Source organism: Xenorhabdus siamensis (assembly GCF_037996745.1).
Taxonomy (GTDB): Bacteria; Pseudomonadota; Gammaproteobacteria; order Enterobacterales; family Enterobacteriaceae; genus Xenorhabdus; species Xenorhabdus indica.
In genome coordinates, this window is record NZ_JBBMXE010000011.1 from 20,311 (window position 1) to 40,397 (window position 20,087).

The following is a 20,087-nucleotide window of genomic DNA, read 5'->3' on the forward strand; positions in this document are numbered from 1 at the left end:
TTCCGGTGGTGTGAATACGATAGAAAACCCTCGGAAGATTTTCCGGGGGTTTTTTTATGCCCAACAGATTCCGAGTTACCTAAGTTCTAAATTTATATATTGATATAGGGTAGACATAACATGTTAGATAAAACTCGATTACGGATAGCTATGCAGAAATCAGGGCGCTTGAGTGATGACTCCCAGGCATTACTGGCACGCTGTGGCATCAAAATCAATTTGCAACAACAACGCCTGATCGCATTCGCAGAAAATATGCCCATTGATCTCTTACGTGTCCGTGACGATGATATTCCCGGTCTTGTCATGGATGGTGTTGTCGATTTAGGTATTGTTGGTGAAAATGTACTCGAAGAAGAACTGCTTAGTCGTCTCGCACAGGGAGATAGCCCACAATATACCACACTGCGCCGCCTTGATTTTGGTAATTGCCGCCTTTCTCTCGCCGCCCCTCTTGATTATGACTATACCGGCGTAGAATGTTTGCAAGACTCTCGTATCGCCACTTCTTACCCACACCTATTAAAACGCTATCTGGATCAAAAAGGTATTCAATTCAAACCCTGTCTTCTCAATGGCTCTGTTGAAGTCGCTCCCCGGGCAGGATTGGCCGATGCCATCTGTGATTTGGTATCAACTGGTGCAACATTGGAAGCAAACGGGCTGCGGGAAGTTGAAGTTATCTATCGTTCAAAAGCCTGCCTGATCCAGCGTGATGGTGAAATGCCAGAAACAAAGCAACAACTCATTAATAAGTTGATGATCCGCATTCAAGGTGTCATTCAGGCTCGTGAGTCCAAATACATCATGCTACATGCTCCAAGTGACAAGTTAGAAGAAATTATCTCATTACTGCCAGGCGCAGAACGCCCAACTATTTTGCCTCTGGCTGGAGCTCAAAACCGTGTCGCCATGCACATGGTCAGCAGTGAGACTCTATTCTGGGAAACGATGGAAAAACTCAAGACACTGGGTGCCAGTTCCATTCTTGTTTTGCCCATTGAAAAGATGATGGAGTAATCCTGATGAGTGCTAATCTTAATATAACTTTGCACAATACCGCTGATTTTAACACCATCATTCGCTGGCAAGAGTGTACGCCGGAACAGCAACAAATACTGCTGACCCGCCCTGCTGTTGCCACATCTGAAAATGTTGCCAGTACGGTAAAACAGATCCTAGAAACCGTCAAAGAGCGCGGAGATGAAGTATTACGGGAACTTAGTCAACATTTCGATAATATCGCAGTTGATACCATCCAAATTTCTGTAGATGAAATTAACGCCGCAACCAAACGCCTGGCACCAGAAATAAAACAAGCTATGCAACAGGCTATGAACAATATCCGCCTGTTTCATGAAGCACAAAAACCAACAGTAATTGAAGTAGAAACTATCCCCGGTGTGTATTGCCAACAAATTACACGGCCAATTGATTCAGTAGGGCTATACATCCCCGGAGGTTCTGCGCCATTACCTTCCACTGTGTTAATGCTCGGCACTCCCGCCCGTATCGCAGGATGCCGTAAGGTAATTTTATGCTCTCCACCACCGATTGCTGATGAAATACTCTACGCTGCCCAATTATGCGGTATCAGCGAAATATTTCAGATTGGTGGTGCTCAAGCCATTGGAGCAATGGCATTTGGTACAGAATCCATCCCTAAAGTGGATAAAATCTTTGGCCCAGGTAGCGCATGGGTCACCGAAGCCAAACGACAAGTAAGCCAACACCTTGATGGTGCAGCCATTGATATGCCCGCTGGCCCCTCAGAGGTGCTGGTAATTGCAGACAATAGCGCTAATCCGACATTTACTGCAGCAGACCTACTTTCACAAGCAGAACATGGACCAGATTCCCAAGTCATATTAGTCACACCTGACGAGAATTATGCCAAACAGGTCATTCGTGAAATTGAGAAACAACTTCTCACGCTGCCACGTCAACAAATCGCTATTCAGGCTTTGCAATCCAGCCGTATCATTGTCACTGCTAATATTGACCAATGTGTGACAATCAGTAACCAATATGGCCCTGAGCATTTGATCATCCAAACGCAGCAACCAGAACAGCTTGTAGACAAAATCACCAGTGCTGGTTCCATTTTCCTTGGCAACTGGTCGCCTGAATCTGCGGGAGATTATGCTTCTGGAACAAATCACGTATTACCAACTTATGGCTATACTTCAACCTACTCAAGCCTCGGTGTGGCTGATTTCCTGAAAAGAATGACCGTTCAAAAACTCACCCCACAAGGTTTAAAAAAACTTGCGCCAACTATAGAAACACTGGCACAGGCAGAACAACTCACTGCGCACAAGAATGCGGTCACATTACGTATAGCTGCCCTGAACAGTACAGATAATGCAGACAACGCCGACACTCAGCCCAAAGCTTAAGGAGCAATAATGAGCACTGTTTTTGATGTCAATTTACTGGCAAGAGAAAATATCCGCAAATTAGTCCCTTATATGTCAGCCCGTCGTCTGGGTGGCAAGGGTGATCTTTGGTTAAATGCCAACGAATACCATACCGCCCCTGATTTCCAATTCTTGGAAAAAACGCTTAACCGCTATCCTGAGTGCCAGCCTGTAGCGGTTATTCAGCGTTATGCAGATTACACAAACCTGCAACCAGAGCAAGTGCTTGCTAGCCGTGGTGCAGATGAATCCATAGAGCTGTTGATCCGCGTTTTCTGCGAACCGGGTAAAGATGCCGTTCTGTTTTGCCCTCCAACATATGGTATGTACAGTGTCAGTGCTGAAACCTTCGGTGTCGAGCAGAAAAAGATCCTCAGCAGTACTGACTGGCAGCCCAATATTACAGCAATCCAAAATAATCTGGATCGCGTCAAATTGATCTATATCTGCAACCCGAATAATCCAACAGGTAATCTGATTGCTCCCGCTGCATTACGCCAGATCCTCGAACTTGCCCGCAATCGTGCCATTGTTGCCATTGATGAAGCCTATATTGAATTCAGCCCGCAAAATACTACCACTCACTGGCTAAAAGAGTATCCACACTTGGTGATTTTGCGAACCCTCTCGAAAGCTTTTGCTTTAGCAGGGCTACGTTGTGGATTTACTCTGGCTTCTGCCGATATTATCGCGTTAATGTTGAAAGTGATTGCTCCTTATCCACTTGCTACACCTGTTGCAGATATCGCAGCACAGGCACTAACTGCAACAGGCATTCGAGCAATGCAAAACCGGGTAGAAGAAATTATTGCTAATCGTGCTTATCTACAAGCAGCACTTGATGAATTAATATTAGTGGAAAAGGTATTTCCCAGTGAAACCAACTATATCCTGGTGAGATTCACCAATGCTGAATTAGTATTCAGAGCATTATGGGATCAGGGCATTATCCTGCGCGATCAACAAAAACAACCGGGGTTAGAAAATTGCTTACGTATTACTGTTGGCGACCGTAGTGAATGTGAGCGGCTTGTCAATGCCATTGCTACTCTTTGCAAACAAATTTGCAAACAAACTCAACAAGTACAGGAAACAGAAAATCCATGAGCCAGAAATTGCTTTTCATTGATCGCGATGGAACATTGATTACTGAACCACCAACTGACTATCAAGTCGATCGCCTTGATAAATTGGCATTTGAAGCTGGCGTGATCCCTGCTCTACTGACCCTGCAAAAATCCGGTTACAAACTAGTTATGGTCACTAACCAGGATGGATTAGGTACAAACCGTTTTCCACTAGCTGATTTTGAACCACCTCATGCTCTGATGATGCAAGTTCTTACTTCACAAGGTATTCAGTTTGAAGAGGTATTAATCTGTCCTCACAAACCGGAAGATAACTGTGATTGCCGTAAACCAAGACTCGGTTTAGTCGAAAGATATCTAGCAGAGGGCGTTATGGATAGCAAAAACAGTTACGTGATTGGTGATCGGGAAACTGACCTGCAATTAGCCCGAAATATGGGAATACAAGGCATTCGTTATCAAGCTGATTCACTGGGCTGGTCAGCCATTTGTGAACAGTTGACCCGTAAAGATCGTTATTCCAGCGTAAACCGTAAAACGAAAGAAACTGCGATCAATATTGAAATTTGGCTGGATCGAGAAGGAGAGAGTCGCATTAATACGGGAGTTGGTTTCTTTGATCATATGCTGGATCAGATCGCCACTCATGGTGGTTTTCGCATGAACATTCAAGTTGATGGTGATCTTTATATTGATGATCATCACACTGTTGAAGACACCGGTCTTGCATTAGGGGAAGCTCTGAAACAAGCATTAGGTGATAAACGTGGTATTGCCCGTTTCGGATTTACACTTCCAATGGACGAATGTCTTGCCCGTTGCGCCCTGGATATTTCCGGCCGACCACACCTTGAATATAAAGCTGAATTTAAACATCAACGCGTTGGGGATTTAAGCACAGAGATGATCGAACATTTTTTCCGTTCCCTCTCTTATACAATGGGATGTACCTTACACCTGAAAACTAAAGGTAAGAACGATCACCATCGTGCCGAAAGTCTGTTTAAAGTCTTTGGCCGCACCCTAAGACAAGCTATCCGTATAGAAGGCGATACTTTGCCCAGCTCTAAGGGTGTCTTATAAGAGAAAATGATGATGAAAATTGTTATCTTGGATACAGGCTGTGCCAATCTTGCTTCGGTTGCTTATGCTGTTCGTCGGTTAGGCTATGAACCTATAATCAGCCGTGAGGCAGATATTGTTAAATCAGCCGATAAACTGCTCTTACCGGGTGTAGGCACAGCTACTGCCGCAATGGATCAACTTCAACAACGGGAATTGATCTCCCTGATCACTTCACTCACTCAGCCAGTATTAGGGATCTGTCTGGGTATGCAACTCCTGGCTGAAACCAGCGAAGAAGGCGGTAATATCTCATTACTCAAGTTAATCCATTCTTCTGTTAGAAAAATGGCAACTTCTGGTTTGCCATTACCACACATGGGATGGAATCAAGTTAATGCTCTCGCCGGGCATCCCTTATTCCACAATATTAAAAATAATGCCTATTTTTATTTCGTACACAGTTATGCCCTACCTGTTGGCGAATACACTATTGCTCAAACGAATTATGGCAACCCATTCAGTAGTGCAATTGCAAAAAACAATTTTTTTGGTGTGCAATTCCACCCTGAGCGATCCGGCGCGGCGGGGGCACGGCTATTGAAAAACTTTCTGGAGATGTAATCGCATGATTATACCTGCATTAGATCTAATCGATGGCAACGTTGTGCGTTTGCATCAAGGTGATTATGACCAACGCCAGGATTATGGAAATTCTCCCTTATCCCGTTTACAGGAATATGAACAAACAGGTGCCAAGCTATTGCATCTGGTGGATTTGACCGGAGCAAAAAATCCCGCAAAACGCCAAATGACATTGTTACGTAAGCTACTGGCAGGTATTTCCATTCCTGTACAAGTCGGTGGAGGTATCCGCTCAGAAGACGATGTCAAAGCGCTCTTTGAAGCCGGAGCAAGTCGGGTAGTTATTGGCTCAACTGCGGTCACCCAGCCAGAATTAGTTAAGCAATGGTTTCAAGATTACGGAGCAGAAGCCATAGTACTGGCACTGGATATCCGCATCAATACAGATGGTGTTAAACAAATAGCCATCAGCGGTTGGCAGGAAAACAGTAAAGCCACACTTGAACAAGTTGTTGAACAATATCTTCCTGTTGGTCTAAAGCATGTCCTATGTACCGATATTTCCCGTGATGGCACACTGAATGGTTCTAATATTTCGCTATATCAGGAAATCAGCCAATGCTATCCACAAATCGCATTTCAAGCATCCGGAGGAATCGGTAGCCTTGCCGATATTTCTCCCCTGCCTGCATCTGGTGTTGCAGGTGTGATCATTGGTCGTGCATTACTTGAAGGGAAATTTACACTGAGGGAGGCTATTCAATGTTGGCAAAACGCATAATCCCTTGCCTTGATGTACGTGATGGACAAGTGGTTAAAGGAGTACAATTTCGCAATCATGAGATTATTGGGGATATCGTTCCCCTTGCACAACGCTACGCCCAGGAAGGTGCAGACGAACTGGTATTTTACGATATCACCGCCTCTTCTGATGGCCGTATAGTCGATAAAAGCTGGGTTGCGAAAGTAGCAGAAGTGATTGATATCCCTTTTTGCGTTGCTGGTGGGATCAAAACCGTCGAAGATGCAGGGAAAATCTTATCATTCGGTGCAGATAAAATTTCTGTTAACTCCCCTGCCTTGACAGATCCTTTTTTGATTAACCGTCTGGCTGATCGCTATGGAGTTCAGTGTGTCGTGATCGGTATCGATACATGGTTTGATGAAAAGAACAATAGCTATCAAGTGTACCAATTTACCGGAGATGAAAAACGCACTACCGCAACTTCATGGCAAACATTAGATTGGATCAAAGAAGTACAACAACGTGGAGCAGGTGAAATTGTCCTGAACATGATGAATCAGGACGGGGTTCGTAATGGTTATGATCTCGCCCAACTTAAACTGGTTCGGGAAGCCTGCTCTGTACCCTTGATTGCTTCCGGTGGTGCAGGTGCCCGAATACATTTTCTAGACGCCTTCAAAATAGCGAATGTTGATGGTGCCTTAGCCGCTTCCGTTTTCCACAAACAGATCATCAACATTGGTGAACTGAAACAGTATCTGGCAGCACAAGGGGTTGAAATAAGAACATGTTAACGATACCAGCATTAACACAACAAGAAATTGAAAAATTAGATTGGGAAAAAGTCGATAACCTCTTGCCCGTTATCGTGCAACATGCCGTGTCTGGTACAGTGTTGATGATGGGTTACATGGATCAGGAAGCACTGAATGTGACGCTAAATTCAGGCAAAATTACCTTTTTCTCACGCACTAAACAGCGGTTATGGACTAAAGGTGAAAGCTCCGGTAATTTTCTGGAATTAGTTGAAATTCACTCTGACTGTGATAACGATACTCTCCTTATCCTTGCCAATCCTGTCGGACCAACCTGCCATAAAGGCACTGAAAGCTGTTTTGCTTCCGCACAAACAGGATGGGGCTTTCTTTACCAACTGGAACAGTTAATAGCAAGTCGAAAAGATTCGTCCCCGGATAGCTCCTATACTGCCCGCTTGTACGCCCGTGGGACAAAACGCATTGCGCAAAAAGTGGGAGAAGAAGGTATAGAAACTGCATTAGCAGCAACTGTTAATGATAAAGAAGAACTCACCAATGAAGCTGCGGATTTGATTTATCATCTATTGGTATTACTACAAGATCAAGATTTGGATCTTAGTTGTGTCATCCGCCAATTGCAAAAAAGGCATTCAATTAAGGAATAGTTTTTAAGCAATATTTTTTAAGCAATAACTTTTAAAGAATCGTTTTCTGAACAGGAATCGAAGTTAGAAAATACGCCACTTCGTTAATTTACCTGAATAAAACGAAGTGGCTTTTTACTAAACCTTACCCTTACCAGATAAGATGGCAGAGTTTGTGAAAAATGTTATGAAGAAAAAATATTATGAATCACTACATTGCTTCTTCGAAAATAGCAACAATCTCCTCATGTGATGCCTGAATCGGGTTGGTGAAACCACAAGCATCTTTTAAGGCATTAGCTGACAATGTTGGGATATCTTCTGATTTAACATTCAGTTCAGCTAATCCCGCCGGGATGTTGACATCTTTCGCCAGTCGGCTGATCTCTTGAATACATACTTCCGCACCCTCTTTATCATCGACATTCGCAACATTGGCTCCCATCGCAGCAGCAATATCTTTCAAGCGAGATGCTGCGACTTTGGCATTAAAGCGCTGTACATGAGGTAATAACACCGCATTACAGACACCATGTGGCAGATCATAGAAACCACCTAATTGGTGCGCCATCGCGTGAACATAACCCAAAGAAGCATTGTTGAATGCCATACCCGCTAAGAATTGGGCATAAGCCATATTTTCACGCGCTTCTATATCACTGCCATCTTCAACAGCACGACGCAAATAGCGGCTGATCATGGTTACTGCTTTTAACGCACAAGCATCAGTGATAGGGTTAGCCGCTATAGATACATAGGCTTCAATCGCATGAGTCAATGCATCCATCCCCGTCGCAGCCGTCAATCCTTTTGGCATTCCAATCATCAATGCAGGATCATTAACTGATAAGATTGGGGTCACGTTTTTGTCCACAATTGCCATTTTAATATGGCGATCTATATCTGTGATAATACAAAACCGCGTCATTTCGGAAGCGGTCCCTGCCGTGGTATTAATCGCTATCAGCGGCAATTGAGGTTTTGCAGAGCGATCAACACCTTCATAATCACGAATATCACCACCATTTGCGGCCACCAACGCAATACCTTTTGCACAATCGTGTGGTGAACCACCACCCAGAGAAATTACAAAGTCACAATCATGCTGACGCAAAATAGCCAGACCTTGTTCGACATTGATCGTAGTTGGGTTCGGATTCGTCCTATCATAAACTGCACTTTTTATTCCTACATCAGTCAATAACCTCTGAACTTTCCCAACAACACCAATCTCGTTCAGTACACAGTCAGTGACAATTAAAGCCTGTTTGTAGCCATAAGTTTTCACTAACTCAACGGCTTCATTCAAGCATCCCATACCGATTTTATTTACCGGCGGGATAAAGAAAGTTGATATTGCCATTAGGAACTCCTTAGATTTTACTGAGGTATCTCAAATCCTGATGTAAGAGAAGTGTTTTACAATCTGTCACTTATCTGCATCAGTAATTTTGACTCATATCAATAACCTCTAGTGTAGGATTAAAAAATAAACTGGAATTCACTAGACCTAAAAAATAAAAATTTATTTTAAGATAAGTCAAATACAGGATTAAACATTCAAAGCGCCACCGGATAACACTCAGATATCGCCATGCCAGAATTAGTCACATTTAGAATACCCTCTAGTTAACCAGAAACAAATTAAATAAAATTTATATTTTGCTATAATTTAACCAGACGAAATAGGTGATTATTCTATGAATAATATTTTTATTCTGGTAATAATTGGGCTGGTGATTATCTGCATTATTGTGATGCATCACGCTTTTGATGCAAATATGGCCCACTGGCTGGTGCAATTTGCTGAATGGTTGGTGAGATAGAGATTGTTTTCTTATAGATTGTTTATTAAAAAATCCTTCTACAAAAAAGGTGCTGAAAACTCAGCACCCCATTCATTTTTAATGTTAAGTATTTATTATAGATACCTAACTATTATGATAACCATTCAGTATGAAATACACCTTCTTTATCAATACGCTTATAGGTATGCGCTCCGAAATAGTCACGCTGTGCCTGAATCAGGTTGGCAGGCAAAACGGCAGAGCGATAGCTGTCGTAATAAGAGATAGCCGCAGAGAAAGTTGGTGTTGGTATACCATTCTGCACACCATAGGAAACAACATCACGCAGAGCTTGCTGATATTCATCAGCAATTTGTTTAAAGTAAGGTGCCAGCAACAGGTTAGCAATATCTTGGTTTTCGTTGTAAGCATCTGTGATTTTTTGCAGGAATTGCGCACGAATAATACAGCCAGCACGGAAGATCTTGGCAATTTCACCGTAGTTCAAATCCCAGTTGTATTCATCAGAAGATGCTTTCAACTGTTGGAAGCCTTGCGCATAAGAAACGATCTTACCTAAATACAAAGCACGACGAACTTTCTCAATAAATTCTGATTTATCACCTTTAAATGGCTGGGCTACTGGCCCTGACAGAACCTTAGATGCAGCTACTCGCTGAGCCTTCATAGAAGAAATGTAACGCGCGAAGACAGATTCAGTAATCAACGTTACTGGAACGCCCAGATCCAGAGAACTCTGACTAGTCCATTTACCAGTCCCTTTATTAGCTGCTTCATCCAGGATCACATCTACCAGATAATTACCGTCTTCATCTTTCTTATTGAAGATATCAGCAGTAATTTCAATCAGATAACTACTCAGCTCACCCTGATTCCAATCATTGAATACATCTGCCAGTTCCTGATTGCTCAGATTCAGTGAATGTTTCAACAAAGAATAAGCTTCAGCAATGAGCTGCATATCACCATACTCAATACCATTGTGAACCATCTTCACGTAGTGACCTGCTCCATCTGGGCCAATATAAGTCACACAAGGTTCACCATCTGCTTGAGCAGCAATCTCTTTCAAAATCGGTGCAACCAGTTCATAAGCTTCTTTCTGACCACCCGGCATAATTGAAGGGCCTTTTAATGCACCTTCTTCACCACCGGAAACCCCTGTACCAATAAAGTTAAAACCTTGAGCGGATAATTCACGATTGCGGCGGATAGTATCCTGAAAATAGGTGTTGCCACCATCGATCAGAATGTCACCCTTATCCAAATGTGGCGTCAGAGATGCAATGGTTTTATCCGTAGCTTCACCTGCCTTAACCATTAACAGAATACGACGTGGCTTTTCCAGAGAATCGACAAACTCTTCAATGGAATAACTTGGAACTAATTTTTTCCCTGGATTTTCAGCGATAACTTCATCAGTTTTATCGCTGGAGCGGTTAAAAATTGATACAGAGTAACCACGGCTTTCAATATTCAACGCCAGATTGCGCCCCATAACCGCCATACCGACAACACCGATCTGTTGCTTGGACATGAATAACTCCCGTCTGATAATGACTTGCTGCCTACCAAAACGTTGTACATGTAACAATATCGCGTACAACAAAATATAGTAGACAATTTGTTAATGAGATCACATGTTAACTCAGGAATGGGTATCGGGGATAGTTATTGATGCAACCGATATTGTGATACTGTTTTTTTGCTGAAAAAATTTCCAACTGTAATAAATCACCTATTGATATTTTGACAATCAATCCTCATTATTCAGAGGTCGGCACAAGCCGTCACAGTAAAAGGTAAAATAAACTATATGGAATGGATCGCTGATCCAACGATATGGGCAGGTCTGGCCACACTTATCGTTTTAGAAATTGTTCTCGGAATTGACAACTTAATCTTCATTGCCATTCTGGCAGATAAACTCCCTGAAAAACAGAGAGATAAAGCCCGTCTCACTGGTTTGTCCTGTGCTCTACTGATGAGGTTGCTCTTATTATTCAGCCTCTCCTGGCTTATTCCTCTGACAACACCATTGCTGACCTTGTGGGATCATCCATTCAGTGCCCGTGATTTAATTATGCTGATTGGGGGAATGTTCCTACTGTTTAAAGCTACAATGGAGTTGAATGAACGGCTGGAAGGAAAAATCCTGCATACCAATCAACAGCGTAAAGGAACAAGTTTTTGGGCGGTTGTTGTACAGATTATTGTCTTAGATGCTGTTTTCTCACTGGATTCCGTTATTACCGCTGTGGGTATGGTTAATCATATTGGTATCATGGTTACTGCGGTCATCATCGCCATGATCCTGATGATATGGGCCAGTAAGCCTCTGACAAAGTTTGTTAATGCCCATCCTACCATCGTTATACTGTGTCTCAGTTTTCTACTGATGATTGGTTTCAGCCTGGTAGCTGAAGGCTTTGGCTACAAAATACCCAAAGGCTATCTTTATGCTGCCATTGGCTTCTCCATTATGATCGAAGCACTGAATCAATTTGCCCATTTCAATCGTCGCAAATTCCTGAGTGCTTCTCGTTCACTGCGCGAGAGAACCGCAGAAGCCGTCCTCCATATTTTAAATGGCAGACGTGAAAGTGCGGATTTGGATAACCATACTTCCAGTTTGATTGCGGATCATGAAGAGCATAAAGAAGTTTTTGAACCACAAGAACGGCAAATGATTGCCCGCGTTTTTAGTCTCGCACAACGTACAGTGAGCAGTATTATGACCTCACGTCATGACGTGGTTTATCTTGATGTTCACTCACCTACTGACAAACTGGCTATATTACTGGAGCAAAAACCACACACTCGGATTGTCGTCACAGACGAAAAAACCAGTGATGAACCGCTGGGTGTGGTTCATGTGATTGATATCCTTAACCAACAACTCACTCATAAAACATTTAATTTGCGGCAATTAGTACAACAACCTTTGATTTTCCCTGAATCTCTCTCTTTACTTCAGGCGTTAGAACAATTCCGTCAGGCACAAACTCACTTTGCTTTTGTTGTTGATGAATTTGGCTCCGTTGAAGGTATTGTCACAGTCACAGATGTAATGGAAACCATCACAGGAAACTTGCCTGTAGGTAGTGGAGAGATTGATGCTCGCCATGATATTCAGGTCACAGAAGAAGGGCATTGGATTGCCAATGGATTTATGCCGCTGGATGATCTGATACTTTATATTCCACTACCACTGGATGAAAAACGCGAATACCAAACACTGGCAGGCCTGTTAATGGAACACCTACAACATATTCCACAACAAGGGGAACAACTACAGATTGGCGATTATCTTTTTGAACCACTGGAAATCACCAGTCATCGCATTAATAAAGTGAAAATCACCTTGCTAAAAATAGAAGAAGAGATGAAAGAATAATTCACTCAGTGATACATATCATTTACTGACAAAAACCGACACTATGTCGGTTTTTTCATTTCTGACAAATTTCATTATTTTGATTTAATTTGAATTTCCAGATAATTAATCCGCTTAATCTCGTAGATGCAATGTATGTCTCATATAGGCAGGACCTGCCTACATTTCTCCACGAACACATGTTTACCAAAACAATGAGCTTAATTAAACAATCAATTGTTATAGCTCAGGCAAATTCTACAGGGACTTGTGTTGTAACAGGCGGGTTTGTGAATTACTCCATTGACTTGTTATTGATAAATAAGGGGATTACATGAGTACGAAATATTTTTCATTGTTGACAGATTCAGGTGCCAATAAGCTGGAAAACGCTGCAGCCTCAGGTAACAAGCTTGAAATTACACACATGGCAGTTGGCGACGGAAATTTGCCAACACCTAATGCTAATCAAACTCAATTGATTAATGAAAGACATCGTGCAGAAATTGACAGATTATTCATTGATCCTAAAAACCCTAACCAAATTGTTGTTGAACAGGTACTCCCAGAAGATGAGGGTAGCTGGTGGATCCGTGAAATAGGTCTGTTTGATAAAAGTGGTACGCTAGTTGCTATCGGAAACTGTGCTGAACTGTACAAATCACAGATGCATGAACAAACAATTCGTATGCTTTTACCTATTGATAACATAAATTTGATAGGTTCGTTTGAAGAATTATTTTCTGGCTTAGCAACTCGCAGATACGTAAGGGACAGAGTCAGGGATCATGCAGAAAGCCGTAATCATCCAAATGCCACGTTGAAAAACAAAGGATTTGTTATTTTAAATAATGCTGTAGACAGTGACAGTGAAGCCCATGCAGCAACATCAAAAGCCGTGAAATCAGCTAATGACCCGCCGTGTCAACGACAAAGAGCTGGTCAATGACATTACCCTGGTAGCGGCCGAGCCTATATACGCGGATTGATACCCCATTATCCAGGAAAAATGCAGGAAGAAGAAATGGCAAAGTGCCGTTAACCCGCCGTGTCAACGACAAAGAGCTGGTCAATGACATTACCCTGACCGCCACCGATGTCGGTGCCTATACCAAGGACGAAACCGATACGCGGATCAAAGACGGTGATACCCCGATTATGCAGGAAGCCCAGAAGGCGCTGCAGGAAGCCCAGCGAGCTCTGAAAGATGCCGACAGCAAAGTGCCGTTAACCCGCCGTGTCAACGACAAAGAGCTGGTCAATGACAGGTAGCAGCCGATGTCGGCGCCTATTCCAAGGACGAAACCGATGCGCGGATCAAAGACGGTGATACCCCGATTATGCAGGAAGCCCAGAAGGCGCTGCAGGAAGCGCAACAGGCCCTGCAAGCCGCCGACAGCAAAGTGCCGTTAACCCGCCGTGTCAATGACAAAGAGCTGGTCAATGACATTACCCTGGTAGCGGCCGATGTCGGCGCCTATACCAAAGACGAAACCGATACGCGGATCAAAGACGGTGATGCCCCGATTATGCTGGAAGCTCAGAAGGCGCTGCAAGAAGCCCAGCGAGCTCTGAAAGATGCCGACAGCAAAGTGCCATTATCCCGCCGTGTCAACGACAAAGAGCTGGTCAATGACATTACCCTGGTAGCAGCCGATGTCGGCGCCTATACCAAGGACGAAACCGATGCGCGGATCAAAGACGGTGATACCCCGATTATGCAGGAAGCCCAGAAGGCGCTGCAGGAAGCCCAGCGAGCTCTGAAAGATGCCGACAGCAAAGTGCCGTTAACCCGCCGTGTCAATGACAAAGAGCTGGTCAATGACATTACCCTGGTAGCGGCCGATGTCGGCGCCTATACCAAAGACGAAACCGATACGCGGATCAAAGACGGTGATACCCCGATTATGCAGGAAGCCCAGAAGGCGCTGCAGGAAGCGCAACAGGCCCTGCAAGCCGCGGACAGCAAAGTGCCGTTAACCCGCCGTGTCAATGACAAAGAGCTGGTCAATGACATTACCCTGACCGCCACCGATGTCGGTGCCTATACCAAGGACGAAACCGATGCGCGGATCAAAGACGGTGATACCCCGATTATGCAGGAAGCCCAGAAGGCGCTGCAGGAAGCCCAGCGAGCTCTGAAAGATGCCGACAGCAAAGTGCCATTATCCCGCCGTGTCAATGACAAAGAGCTGGTCAATGACATTACCCTGGTAGCGGCCGATGTCGGCGCCTATACCAAGGACGAAACCGATACGCGGATCAAAGACGGTGATGCGCAGGTCATGAATGCAGTAAACAGCAAAGTGCCATTATCCCGCCGTGTCAACGATAAAGAGCTGGTCAATGACATTACCCTGGTAGCGGCCGATGTCGGCGCCTATACCAAAGACGAAACCGATACGCGGATCAAAGATGGCGATGTCCCGATTATGCTGGAAGCTCAGAAAGCCCTGCAGGAAGCGCAACAGGCCCTGCAAGCTGCGAACAGCAAAGTGCCGTTAACCCGCCGTGTCAATGACAAAGAGCTGGTCAATGACATTACCCTGACCGCCACCGATGTCGGTGCCTATACCAAGGACGAAACCGATGCGCGGATCAAAGACGGTGATGCCCCGATTATGCAGGAAGCCCAGAAGGCGCTGCAGGAAGCCCAGCGAGCTCTGAAAGATGCCGACAGCAAAGTGCCGTTAACCCGCCGTGTCAATGACAAAGAGCTGGTCAATGACATTACCCTGGTAGCAGCCGATGTCGGCGCCTATACCAAGGACGAAACCGATGCGCGGATCAAAGACGGTGATACCCCGATTATGCAGGAAGCCCAGAAGGCGCTGCAGGAAGCGCAACAGGCCCTGCAAGCCGCCGACAGCAAAGTGCCGTTAACCCGCCGTGTCAATGACAAAGAGCTGGTCAATGACATTACCCTGGTAGCGGCCGATGTCGGCGCCTATACCAAAGACGAAACCGATACGCGGATCAAAGACGGTGATGCCCCGATTATGCTGGAAGCTCAGAAGGCGCTGCAAGAAGCCCAGCGAGCTCTGAAAGATGCCGACAGCAAAGTGCCATTATCCCGCCGTGTCAACGACAAAGAGCTGGTCAATGACATTACCCTGGTAGCGGCCGATGTCGGCGCCTATACCAAGGACGAAACCGATGCGCGGATCAAAGACGGTGATACCCCGATTATGCAGGAAGCCCAGAAGGCGCTGCAGGAAGCCCAGCGAGCTCTGAAAGATGCCGACAGCAAAGTGCCGTTAACCCGCCGTGTCAATGACAAAGAGCTGGTCAATGACATTACCCTGGTAGCGGCCGATGTCGGCGCCTATACCAAAGACGAAACCGATACGCGGATCAAAGATGGCGATGCCCCGATTATGCTGGAAGCTCAGAAAGCCCTGCAAGAAGCCCAGAAAGCTCTACAGGAAGCGCAACAGGCCCTGCAAGCCGCGGACAGCAAAGTGCCGTTAACCCGCCGTGTCAATGACAAAGAGCTGGTCAATGACATTACCCTGACCGCCACCGATGTCGGTGCCTATACCAAGGACGAAACCGATGCGCGGATCAAAGACGGTGATACCCCGATTATGCAGGAAGCCCAGAAGGCGCTGCAGGAAGCCCAGCGAGCTCTGAAAGATGCCGACAGCAAAGTGCCGTTAATCCGCCGTGTCAATGACAAAGAGCTGGTCAATGACATTACCCTGACCGCCACCGATGTCGGTGCCTATACCAAGGACGAAACCGATGCGCGGATCAAAGACGGTGATGCCCCGATTATGCAGGAAGCCCAGAAGGCGCTGCAGGAAGCCCAGCGAGCTCTGAAAGATGCCGACAGCAAAGTGCCGTTAACCCGCCGTGTCAACGACAAAGAGCTGGTCAACGACATTACCCTGGTAGCGGCCGATGTCGGCGCCTATACCAAAGAAGAAACCGATACGCGGATCAAAGACGGTGATGCGCAGGTCATGAATGCAGTAAACAGCAAAGTGCCATCATCCCGCCGTGTCAATGACAAAGAGCTGGTCAATGACATTACTCTGACTGCGGCCGATGTCGGCGCCTACAGCAAAGACGAAACCGATACGCGGATCAAAGATGGCGATGCCCCGATTATGCAGGAAGCCCAGAAGGCGCTGCAGGAAGCCCAGCGGGCCCTGAAAGATGCCGACAGCAAAGTGCCGTTAACCCGCCGTGTCAATGACAAAGAGCTGGTCAATGACATTACCCTGACCGCCACCGATGTCGGTGCCTATACCAAGGACGAAACCGATGCGCGGATCAAAGACGGTGATGCCCCGATTATGCAGGAAGCCCAGAAGGCGCTGCAGGAAGCCCAGCGAGCTCTGAAAGATGCCGACAGCAAAGTGCCGTTAACCCGCCGTGTCAATGACAAAGAGCTGGTCAACGACATTACCCTGGTAGCGGCCGATGTCGGCGCCTATACCAAAGAAGAAACTGATACGCGGATCAAAGACGGTGATGCGCAGGTCATGAATGCAGTAAACAGCAAAGTGCCATCATCCCGCCGTGTCAATGACAAAGAGCTGGTCAATGACATTACTCTGACTGCGGCCGATGTCGGCGCCTATACCAAGGACGAAACCGATACGCGGATCAAAGACGGTGATGCCCCGATTATGCAGGAAGCTCAGAAGGCGCTGCAGGAAGCCCAGCGAGCTCTGAAAGATGCCGACAGCAAAGTGCCGTTAACCCGCCGTGTCAACGACAAAGAGCTGGTCAATGACATTACCCTGGTAGCGGCCGATGTCGACGCCTATACCAAAGAAGAAACCGATACGCGGATCAAAAATGCAGTAAACAGCAAAGTGCCGTTAACCCGCCGTGTCAATGACAAAGAGCTGGTCAACGACATTACCCTGGTAGCGGCCGATGTCGGCGCCTATACCAAAGAAGAAACCGATACGCGGATCAAAGACGGTGATGCGCAGGTCATGAATGCAGTAAACAGCAAAGTGCCATCATCCCGCCGTGTCAACGATAAAGAGCTGGTCAATGACATTACCCTGACCGCCACCGATGTCGGCGCCTACAGCAAAGACGAAACCGATGCGCGGATCAAAGACGGCGATGCGCTGGTTATGCAGGAAGCCCAGAAGGCGCTGCAGGAAGCCCAGCGGGCCCTGAAAGATGCCGACAGCAAAGTGCCGTTAACCCGCCGTGTCAACGACAAAGAGCTGGTCAATGACATTACCCTGACCGCCACCGATGTCGGTGCCTATACCAAGGACGAAACCGATACGCGGATCAAAGACGGTGATACCCCGATTATGCAGGAAGCTCAGAAGGCGCTGCAGGAAGCCCAGCGAGCTCTGAAAGATGCCGACAGCAAAGTGCCGTTAACCCGCCGTGTCAACGACAAAGAGCTGGTCAATGACATTACCCTGATAGCGGCCGATGTCGACGCCTATACCAAAGAAGAAACCGATACGCGGATCAAAAATGCAGTAAACAGCAAAGTGCCATTATCCCGCCGTGTCAACGACAAAGAGCTGGTCAACGACATTACCCTGACTGCCGCTGATGTCGGCGCCTATACCAAGGGCGAAACCGATACGCGGATCAAAGACGGCGATGCGCTGGTTATGCAGGAAGCCCAGAAGGCGCTGCAGGAAGCCCAGCGGGCTCTGAAAGATGCCGACAGCAAAGTGCCGTTAACCCGCCGCATCAACGATAAAGAGCTGGTCAATGACATTACCCTGACCGCCACCGATGTCGGTGCCTATACCAAGGACGAAACCGATACGCGGATCAAAGACGGTGATGCGCTGGTTATGCAGGAAGCCCAGAAGGCGCTGCAGGAAGCCCAGCGGGCTCTGAAAGATGCCGACAGCAAAGTGCCGTTAACCCGCCGTGTCAACGACAAAGAGCTGGTCAATGACATTACCCTGGTAGCGGCCGATGTCGACGCCTATACCAAAGAAGAAACCGATACGCGGATCAAAAATGCAGTAAACAGCAAAGTGCCATCATCCCGCCGTGTCAACGACAAAGAGCTGGTCAACGACATTACCCTGGTAGCGGCCGATGTCGGCGCCTATACCAAAGAAGAAACCGATACGCGGATCAAAGACGGTGATGCGCAGGTCATGAATGCAGTAAACAGCAAAGTGCCATCATCCCGCCGTGTCAACGACAAAGAGCTGGTCAACGACATTACCCTGGTAGCGGCCGATGTCGGCGCCTATACCAAAGAAGAAACCGATACGCGGATCAAAGACGGTGATGCGCAGGTCATGAATGCAGTAATGTCAACGATAAAGAACTGGTTAATGACATTACCCTGACTGCCGCTGATGTCGGCGCCTATACCAAGGACGAAACCGATACGCGGATCAAAGACGGCGATGCGCTGGTTATGCAGGAAGCCCAGAAGGCGCTGCAGGAAGCCCAGCGGGCTCTGAAAGATGCGGACAGCAAAGTGCCGTTAACCCGCCGCATCAACGATAAAGAGCTGGTCAATGACATTACCCTGACCGCCACCGATGTCGGTGCCTATACCAAAGAAGAAACTGATACGCGGATCAAAGACGGTGATGCGCAGGTCATGAATGCAGTAAACAGCAAAGTGCCGTTAACCCGCCGCATCAACGATAAAGAGTTGGTCAATGACATTACCCTGACCGCCACCGATGTCGATGCCTATACCAAAGAAGAAACCTGTCAGCTTATTGATAATATTCATGGGCTAGTAAAATCTGCCAATAACAATGCTGATAGCAAAGTGCCAATGACTCGTACAGTGAATAATAAAGCGCTGTTAACAGACATTACACTTACTGCATCTGATATAGATACCTATACTAAAGGAGAAATCGATCAACAAATTCATGCAGTCAGGAAGTTAGCAAATGATGCCAATAATAATGTAAACGGCAAAGTTCCATTAACTCGTACAGTGAATAATAAGGCACTGTTAACAGACATTACACTTACTGCATCCGATATATGCGCCTATAGCAAAAATGAAGTAGATTCTCGTATAGGGAAAGTAAACACGAACGCCAATAGTCGGCTGGCAAAAAATGAGAATGGAGCTGATATTCCAGACAAAAATGCTTTTGTAAGAAATCTTGGTTTAGCTAATCTGGTTGGGTTAAATATTGAATCTCGTTTAATCGGACAAGACGCCACTGTCATCAGACTTGGTGATATCATCCAGATAAACGGGATTGCCGTAGCCAGTGGCTCAATTCAAGAAGTTAATATGTCAGTTTTCGGTGGAATAACGTATTACACCAATTACTATAAAGTACAATTGCCAATCAGCTTGTCAAATGGCATCATTTCATGCCATGCTAGTATTGTCGGAGATAATTTCGATAGCCAAAACCCTAGCTATCCGGCTGATGTTAAAATACAGCGCAATAATCCGGATGGAATGGGAATATCGAAAGATACCTTAACTATATCGGTCACTACTCCACAATTAGGCTGGACTCCACAATTCTATTATGAGGTTATGGGGTATTAACAGAAACAGGAAATGAAAAACCAATCTGTTATCTGAGCTATAAGTTGATAGTGGTGTAACACCACTATCAACTCACTATCATTAATCCACGATCAATTTTTTCACAAGC

At 45.8% G+C, this 20,087-nt stretch carries 16 protein-coding genes and 1 other annotated feature (1 of these 17 running past the window's edge); of the genes, 14 read left to right on the plus strand and 2 right to left on the minus strand.

What is annotated here, in order from left to right:
• Positions 1–58: a sequence feature (His leader region), on the plus strand; it begins 65 nt to the left of the window's first position.
• Positions 59–120: 62 nt separating this feature from the next.
• The 8 genes from hisG to hisIE are packed head-to-tail and all read left to right on the plus strand — an operon-like array spanning position 121 to position 7,323.
• Positions 121–1,020: an ATP phosphoribosyltransferase gene (gene hisG, locus AAC852_RS11860; RefSeq protein WP_340621221.1), complete on the plus strand. Its 900-nt coding sequence runs from the start codon at positions 121–123 to the stop codon at positions 1,018–1,020.
• Between the two features lie 5 nt (positions 1,021–1,025).
• On the plus strand, positions 1,026–2,399 hold the full coding sequence (hisD, locus tag AAC852_RS11865; RefSeq protein WP_340621222.1) for a histidinol dehydrogenase: 1,374 nt from the start codon (positions 1,026–1,028) through the stop codon (positions 2,397–2,399).
• Positions 2,400–2,408: 9 nt separating this feature from the next.
• On the plus strand, positions 2,409–3,527 hold the full coding sequence (gene hisC / locus AAC852_RS11870) for a histidinol-phosphate transaminase (protein ID WP_340621223.1): 1,119 nt from the start codon (positions 2,409–2,411) through the stop codon (positions 3,525–3,527).
• A complete protein-coding gene (gene hisB / locus AAC852_RS11875; RefSeq protein WP_340621224.1) occupies positions 3,524–4,591 on the plus strand; it encodes a bifunctional histidinol-phosphatase/imidazoleglycerol-phosphate dehydratase HisB in 1,068 nt (355 codons plus the stop codon). Before hisC ends, hisB begins: the two co-directional genes overlap by 4 nt.
• Before the next feature lie 12 nt (positions 4,592–4,603).
• Positions 4,604–5,194 carry an imidazole glycerol phosphate synthase subunit HisH gene (gene hisH, locus AAC852_RS11880; RefSeq protein WP_340621278.1) on the plus strand — a complete coding sequence of 197 codons (591 nt, stop codon included), beginning with the start codon at positions 4,604–4,606 and terminating at the stop codon, positions 5,192–5,194.
• Between the two features lie 4 nt (positions 5,195–5,198).
• Positions 5,199–5,936, plus strand: coding sequence for a 1-(5-phosphoribosyl)-5-[(5-phosphoribosylamino)methylideneamino]imidazole-4-carboxamide isomerase (gene hisA / locus AAC852_RS11885; RefSeq protein WP_340621225.1), 738 nt, complete (start codon positions 5,199–5,201; stop codon positions 5,934–5,936).
• Complete coding sequence (gene hisF / locus AAC852_RS11890) at positions 5,918–6,694, plus strand: imidazole glycerol phosphate synthase subunit HisF (RefSeq protein ID WP_340621226.1); 777 nt, start codon at positions 5,918–5,920, stop codon at positions 6,692–6,694. The genes hisA and hisF overlap by 19 nt, the downstream gene beginning before the upstream one ends.
• Entirely contained in the window at positions 6,688–7,323 is a 636-nt protein-coding gene (gene hisIE / locus AAC852_RS11895; RefSeq protein ID WP_340621227.1) for a bifunctional phosphoribosyl-AMP cyclohydrolase/phosphoribosyl-ATP diphosphatase HisIE, read from the plus strand. The genes hisF and hisIE overlap by 7 nt, the downstream gene beginning before the upstream one ends.
• Before the next feature lie 190 nt (positions 7,324–7,513).
• On the opposite strand, the gene yiaY is transcribed toward hisIE, so the two are convergent.
• Positions 7,514–8,665 carry an L-threonine dehydrogenase gene (gene yiaY / locus AAC852_RS11900; RefSeq protein ID WP_340621228.1) on the minus strand — a complete coding sequence of 384 codons (1,152 nt, stop codon included), beginning with the start codon at positions 8,663–8,665 and terminating at the stop codon, positions 7,514–7,516.
• 337 nt (positions 8,666–9,002) lie between these two features.
• Between yiaY and AAC852_RS11905 the strand changes: the two genes are divergently transcribed.
• Positions 9,003–9,128: a hypothetical protein gene (locus tag AAC852_RS11905; RefSeq protein WP_340621229.1), complete on the plus strand. Its 126-nt coding sequence runs from the start codon at positions 9,003–9,005 to the stop codon at positions 9,126–9,128.
• A gap of 112 nt (positions 9,129–9,240) precedes the next feature.
• Here AAC852_RS11905 and gndA read toward each other — a convergent pair whose 3' ends face one another.
• A complete protein-coding gene (gndA, locus tag AAC852_RS11910; RefSeq protein ID WP_340621230.1) occupies positions 9,241–10,647 on the minus strand; it encodes an NADP-dependent phosphogluconate dehydrogenase in 1,407 nt (468 codons plus the stop codon).
• A 279-nt stretch (positions 10,648–10,926) separates the two neighbouring features.
• Between gndA and AAC852_RS11915 the strand changes: the two genes are divergently transcribed.
• The 5 genes from AAC852_RS11915 to AAC852_RS11935 all read left to right on the plus strand — a co-directional run bounded on the left by AAC852_RS11915 (position 10,927) and on the right by AAC852_RS11935 (position 19,978).
• On the plus strand, positions 10,927–12,507 hold the full coding sequence (locus AAC852_RS11915) for a TerC family protein (RefSeq protein WP_340621231.1): 1,581 nt from the start codon (positions 10,927–10,929) through the stop codon (positions 12,505–12,507).
• A 313-nt stretch (positions 12,508–12,820) separates the two neighbouring features.
• A complete protein-coding gene (locus AAC852_RS11920; RefSeq protein ID WP_340621232.1) occupies positions 12,821–13,435 on the plus strand; it encodes a phage tail protein in 615 nt (204 codons plus the stop codon).
• Between the two features lie 83 nt (positions 13,436–13,518).
• Positions 13,519–13,758: a hypothetical protein gene (locus AAC852_RS11925; RefSeq protein ID WP_340621233.1), complete on the plus strand. Its 240-nt coding sequence runs from the start codon at positions 13,519–13,521 to the stop codon at positions 13,756–13,758.
• A 68-nt stretch (positions 13,759–13,826) separates the two neighbouring features.
• Positions 13,827–18,791, plus strand: a complete 4,965-nt coding sequence (locus AAC852_RS11930; RefSeq protein WP_340621234.1) for a hypothetical protein — start codon at positions 13,827–13,829, stop codon at positions 18,789–18,791.
• A gap of 71 nt (positions 18,792–18,862) precedes the next feature.
• Positions 18,863–19,978, plus strand: a complete 1,116-nt coding sequence (locus AAC852_RS11935) for a hypothetical protein (protein ID WP_340621235.1) — start codon at positions 18,863–18,865, stop codon at positions 19,976–19,978.
• Positions 19,979–20,087 lie beyond the last annotated feature (109 nt).

Coding starts and splice junctions, on each gene's coding strand:
- hisG (WP_340621221.1), top strand. CDS start 121: ATGTTAGATAAAACTCGATTACGGATAGCTATGCAGAAATCAGGGCGC.
- hisD (WP_340621222.1), top strand. CDS start 1,026: ATGAGTGCTAATCTTAATATAACTTTGCACAATACCGCTGATTTTAAC.
- hisC (WP_340621223.1), top strand. CDS start 2,409: ATGAGCACTGTTTTTGATGTCAATTTACTGGCAAGAGAAAATATCCGC.
- hisB (WP_340621224.1), top strand. CDS start 3,524: ATGAGCCAGAAATTGCTTTTCATTGATCGCGATGGAACATTGATTACT.
- hisH (WP_340621278.1), top strand. CDS start 4,604: ATGAAAATTGTTATCTTGGATACAGGCTGTGCCAATCTTGCTTCGGTT.
- hisA (WP_340621225.1), top strand. CDS start 5,199: ATGATTATACCTGCATTAGATCTAATCGATGGCAACGTTGTGCGTTTG.
- hisF (WP_340621226.1), top strand. CDS start 5,918: ATGTTGGCAAAACGCATAATCCCTTGCCTTGATGTACGTGATGGACAA.
- hisIE (WP_340621227.1), top strand. CDS start 6,688: ATGTTAACGATACCAGCATTAACACAACAAGAAATTGAAAAATTAGAT.
- yiaY (WP_340621228.1), bottom strand. CDS start 8,665: ATGGCAATATCAACTTTCTTTATCCCGCCGGTAAATAAAATCGGTATG.
- AAC852_RS11905 (WP_340621229.1), top strand. CDS start 9,003: ATGAATAATATTTTTATTCTGGTAATAATTGGGCTGGTGATTATCTGC.
- gndA (WP_340621230.1), bottom strand. CDS start 10,647: ATGTCCAAGCAACAGATCGGTGTTGTCGGTATGGCGGTTATGGGGCGC.
- AAC852_RS11915 (WP_340621231.1), top strand. CDS start 10,927: ATGGAATGGATCGCTGATCCAACGATATGGGCAGGTCTGGCCACACTT.
- AAC852_RS11920 (WP_340621232.1), top strand. CDS start 12,821: ATGAGTACGAAATATTTTTCATTGTTGACAGATTCAGGTGCCAATAAG.
- AAC852_RS11930 (WP_340621234.1), top strand. CDS start 13,827: ATGCAGGAAGCCCAGAAGGCGCTGCAGGAAGCGCAACAGGCCCTGCAA.
- AAC852_RS11935 (WP_340621235.1), top strand. CDS start 18,863: ATGCAGGAAGCCCAGAAGGCGCTGCAGGAAGCCCAGCGGGCTCTGAAA.